This is a genomic window from Candidatus Acidiferrales bacterium (assembly GCA_036514995.1).
GTDB lineage: Bacteria > Acidobacteriota > Terriglobia > Acidiferrales > DATBWB01 > DATBWB01.
This window is the reverse complement of record DATBWB010000146.1, coordinates 1-3,770: the sequence shown is the minus strand read 5'-3', so window position 1 is coordinate 3,770 and position 3,770 is coordinate 1. Positions and strand designations below refer to the sequence as shown.

The 3,770-nt window shown below is 60.6% G+C and carries 4 protein-coding genes; 1 reads left to right on the top strand and 3 read right to left on the bottom strand.

What is annotated here, in order from left to right:
• On the top strand, positions 1–398 hold a 398-nt coding region (locus tag VIH17_10005), incomplete at its 5' end, for a nitrilase-related carbon-nitrogen hydrolase (GenBank protein ID HEY4683567.1).
• A 43-nt stretch (positions 399–441) separates the two neighbouring features.
• On the opposite strand, the gene VIH17_10000 is transcribed toward VIH17_10005, so the two are convergent.
• The 3 genes from VIH17_10000 to VIH17_09990 form a co-directional block, all read right to left on the bottom strand.
• On the bottom strand, positions 442–1,965 hold the full coding sequence (locus tag VIH17_10000) for an FAD-dependent oxidoreductase (GenBank protein HEY4683566.1): 1,524 nt from the start codon (positions 1,963–1,965) through the stop codon (positions 442–444).
• 141 nt (positions 1,966–2,106) lie between these two features.
• Positions 2,107–2,898, bottom strand: coding sequence for an ABC transporter permease (locus VIH17_09995; protein HEY4683565.1), 792 nt, complete (start codon positions 2,896–2,898; stop codon positions 2,107–2,109).
• 34 nt (positions 2,899–2,932) lie between these two features.
• On the bottom strand, positions 2,933–3,770 hold an 838-nt coding region (locus VIH17_09990; GenBank protein ID HEY4683564.1), incomplete at its 5' end, for an ABC transporter permease.

Below are 3,770 nucleotides of genomic sequence, written 5' to 3'. Positions count from 1 at the left end.
GGGACGGGGCGCGTGTGGGAATGATGGTTTGTTTCGACTGGATCTTTCCGGAGGTGGCGCGGAGCCTGGCGCTGGCCGGCGCCGACCTCATTGCCCATCCGTCCGATTTGGTCTTGCCCTATTGTTTTGACGCCATGCGCACGCGCTCGCTTGAGAACCACATCTTCATTGCCACCTGCGACCGCACCGGCCGGGAATCTCGCGGCGGATTTTCCTTGACCTTTCGCGGGATGAGTCAAATCACCGGGACGCGAGGCGAAATCCTGGTCCGGCTTTCTTCCCGAGAAGAAAAATTGGCGGTGGTGAAGATTGATCCCGGCGAAGCCCGCAGCAAGCGCCTCACACCCATGAACGATCTGCTCCGCGACCGGAACCCGAAAGGGTATCGCCTCGCTTAGGCCCGCCGCGAACCGCCCGGCTTATCAATCGCGGCCGGCGGAGCTACTCCCTTGCCGGGACAAGCTGGCGGCTCCGGCGCAGACCACGGGCCAGAATGTTTTTCGCCTCTCTCGCGCGCTCCAATCCAACTGCGGAAGCGGATGCAAAACTCGATACCGTCGCGACGCTGTCCGTGTTGGCGAACAGGATGCGGCCAAAAGGCGCGGCTGCCTTCGGCTGAATCTGCGTGTGCACCCTGGGCGCTGAAACAAAAAGGGGATGGCCGCGGCGATAGATGCGCACTTCTTCCATGTCACGCGTGATCCCGGGAAAAATCTCCTCGAACTCGTCCACTACTTTGTCGGCAATCGCGAGCGTGCCGGCGTCGTCCAGGATTACGCCCCGTTGTTTCTCCGCCAAGGGAACATAGACGGTAAAGGCGGTGCGGCGGTTGGGATCGCCTTTGCCGCGATAGATGACCCAATCGGCGACGATGAAATCACAGAATGTTTTTCCCGGCACCCAGGTGTCGTAGGCGGCCTGGTAGGGTGTCTTGCGCAAGCACAGATTGATCACCAGGTAGGGGGCGTAGCGAATCTCCGCCATCGCCTTCTTTTGCGCTTCCGGGAGATCGATGACAATGTGCCTGGCAAAAAATTTCGGCAACGCGACGATCACCACTTTGCCAGCTACCGTCATCGGCGAGCGATTGTTTTCGAGGTAAGAGACCTCGACGTGAGTTCGCCTCGGTTCGATGCGATAGACGGTGGCGTTGCGCTGGATGCGGCCTTTCCCGGCCAGCTCGACGCGGGCTTCGGCAATTTCTGTGGCTGCTCCCAGGCCGCCGGGAAAGCTGTAGCGATCTTCTTCAAACGCCGGTTGCGTTGCCTCCACGCCCACGTAGGCGGAGGTATTTTCGGCATCGCCGCCCCAGTTGGAGGGGCCAAAGGCATCCCAGAATTGTTTGACCTCGGGTGCGTAGGGCTTGAGCAGCTCGGCAAAGCTGAAGGCATCAAGCTTGGCCTTGTTCCGTCGCAAATCAATCTTCCGCATCTCGTTCAGAAACAATCGGAAGCTTTGCTGCACCGATGGCGGATAGGGCAGGCGCTCCAGGCCTGCCCCCCAGAAATCGAGGACTACTTTTCCGTTGATGATGGCGGCATCATGATCGGCAATCGGCGCCAGCGGAAGCTCCAGTTCCGAGGAGTACTTCCCCGCTAAGCCCGCAGGTTTTTCCGTGAAGGCGGCTCCGGTCGAAAAGGAAACGCCTTCCCGGGCTTCCCGGGTGCAGTTGCCGCCGGTGCGAGGTTCCTTTTCCAGCAAAAGGAAATTCACGTCACGCAGGGCATAGGCCGCAGCAAGCCCGCTCGGGCCCCCGCCTACGATGACGACCTCATAGGCGCGCGCCACCTTGGCCGGCAGGGGCGCGCGTTCATCTCGCACCTGGTGGCAAATATCGCTCCGTTCACTGGCGAGTTTGGGCCGCTGCTTTGTCTCTGCCCAGGATTCGAACGGACATACAGAAAAAGTCGTGCTGCCCACGATGACTGTCTTGATAAAAGAGCGCCGGGTGATTTCTGTCATCATCCTCCTCCGTCACATTCCCGCGCAGGCGACCCGCTCATCCGCCTCAGGGGCATACCCGGGCTGCCAGCCCCGACCGGTCGGGGCAAGCCTCTGAGCTCGAGAGGATCCGGCCGGACAGCGCCGGCCTGCGCCAGAGGACCTTTACGTCTCCTTCTGCATCAGGCGATATCCAAGCAAAATGGCCACGGCGGACATCAGAAAGATGATCGTGGAAATGGCGTTCACTTCCGGTGTGATGCCTTGGCGCAGCATGGACCAGACCGCCAGCGGCAAGGTGTTCTCGCGGCCGATGAGAAAGAAGGTAACGGCGATCTCGTCCATGGAAAGAGTAAACACCAGCAAAGCGGCGCCCAGCACCGCCGTGCGTATGTTGGGAAATGTGACATGCCAGAAGGTGCGCCAGGGCGGCGCACCCAGGTCCATGGCTGCCTCTTCCTGTGAGCGATCCATCCGCTTCAAGCGAGCGTAAACCTGAGTCACCACAACCGAGATGAGCGCCGTGCCATGGCCCAGGATGACCGTGGTCAGGGAAAGTCGAATCCCGCCAGCGACAAAAAAATTCAAAAGCGAAACCCCGGTGATGATACCCGGGAGAATCAGCGGCAGCAGAACCACTCGCTCAAACAGCTCTTTTCCGGGGAATTTCAGCCGGTCCACCGCCAGGGCGGCTGGTATGCCGATGACAACGGCGATGACCACCGCGCAACCGGCAACCAGGAAGCTGTGCAGCAGCGATTCGATCAACGGCCGGTCCTGGAACAGCAGCCGGTACCAGTCCAGGGTAAGCCCCCGTAAGGGAAGGCTGGTGGAAAAGCGGTTGAACGAAAAGACCACGATGACCGCGATGGGAAGATAGAGGAAGGCAAAGACCGCCGCAGCGCCGGCCGTGATGCCTGCGGCCCAAACCTTCCGACCTACTCTTCCCCGGGTCATTCGTCCCTCAGGGCGCAAGGCGGGAAGCCCTCGACTATACGTATTTCGTCCGGGCTTCCAGCCGGTTGGCGAGCGTGATGATCGCCAGCACCAGCAGCAACATCACCAGCGAAATGGCGGCGCCGAGCGGCCAGTTGTAAGCCGCGCCGAACAAACTCACCACGATATTGGAAATCATGATTCCCGTCGGTCCACCCACCAGCAACGGCGAAAGGAAATCTCCCAGGCTCAGAACGAAGGCAAACGTGCAGCCAGCCACCACCCCGGGCATGGACAGCGGCAGGACGAGACGGGTGAACGTTCGCCACGGCCCGGCGCCGAGGTCTTCAGCCGCTTCGAGCAACGCCGGCGGGATTTGTTCCAGCATCGCATAGACGGGCATGAGGACAAACGGCGTATAGATGTGCGTCAGGGTGATGATCACGGCGACCGGGCTGTAGAGAAACATCGCGATGGGCTGGTCGGTCACCCCGATTCCCACCAGGAAGGCATTCAGCACGCCGCCGGTGCCCAGGATGGTCTTCCAGGCGTAAGCTCGCACCAGGTAGCTGATCCAGAGCGGAATAATGGCCAGCATGTACCACAGTTTCTTGTGCCGCTTCACCTGGAAGGCAAGCCAGTAAGCCACCGGAAAGGCAAGGAGCAAAGAGAGCAGCGTAACGGCAGCGGCAATCGCCGCCGAACGGCCGAGCGTCCGCAGATAGACGGCATTGCGAAACAGATGCAGGTAGTTCTGGAGATTCCAATCCGGCGCGATCGTCTGGGCCGGCGTGAGCTTCCAGAAGCTGCAGGCAAACAACAAGCCGTAGGGAAGGATCAAGAAGAGCAAAACCCATGCGAGCGGCGGAAGAAGGAGAGTGGCATAGGGGCGC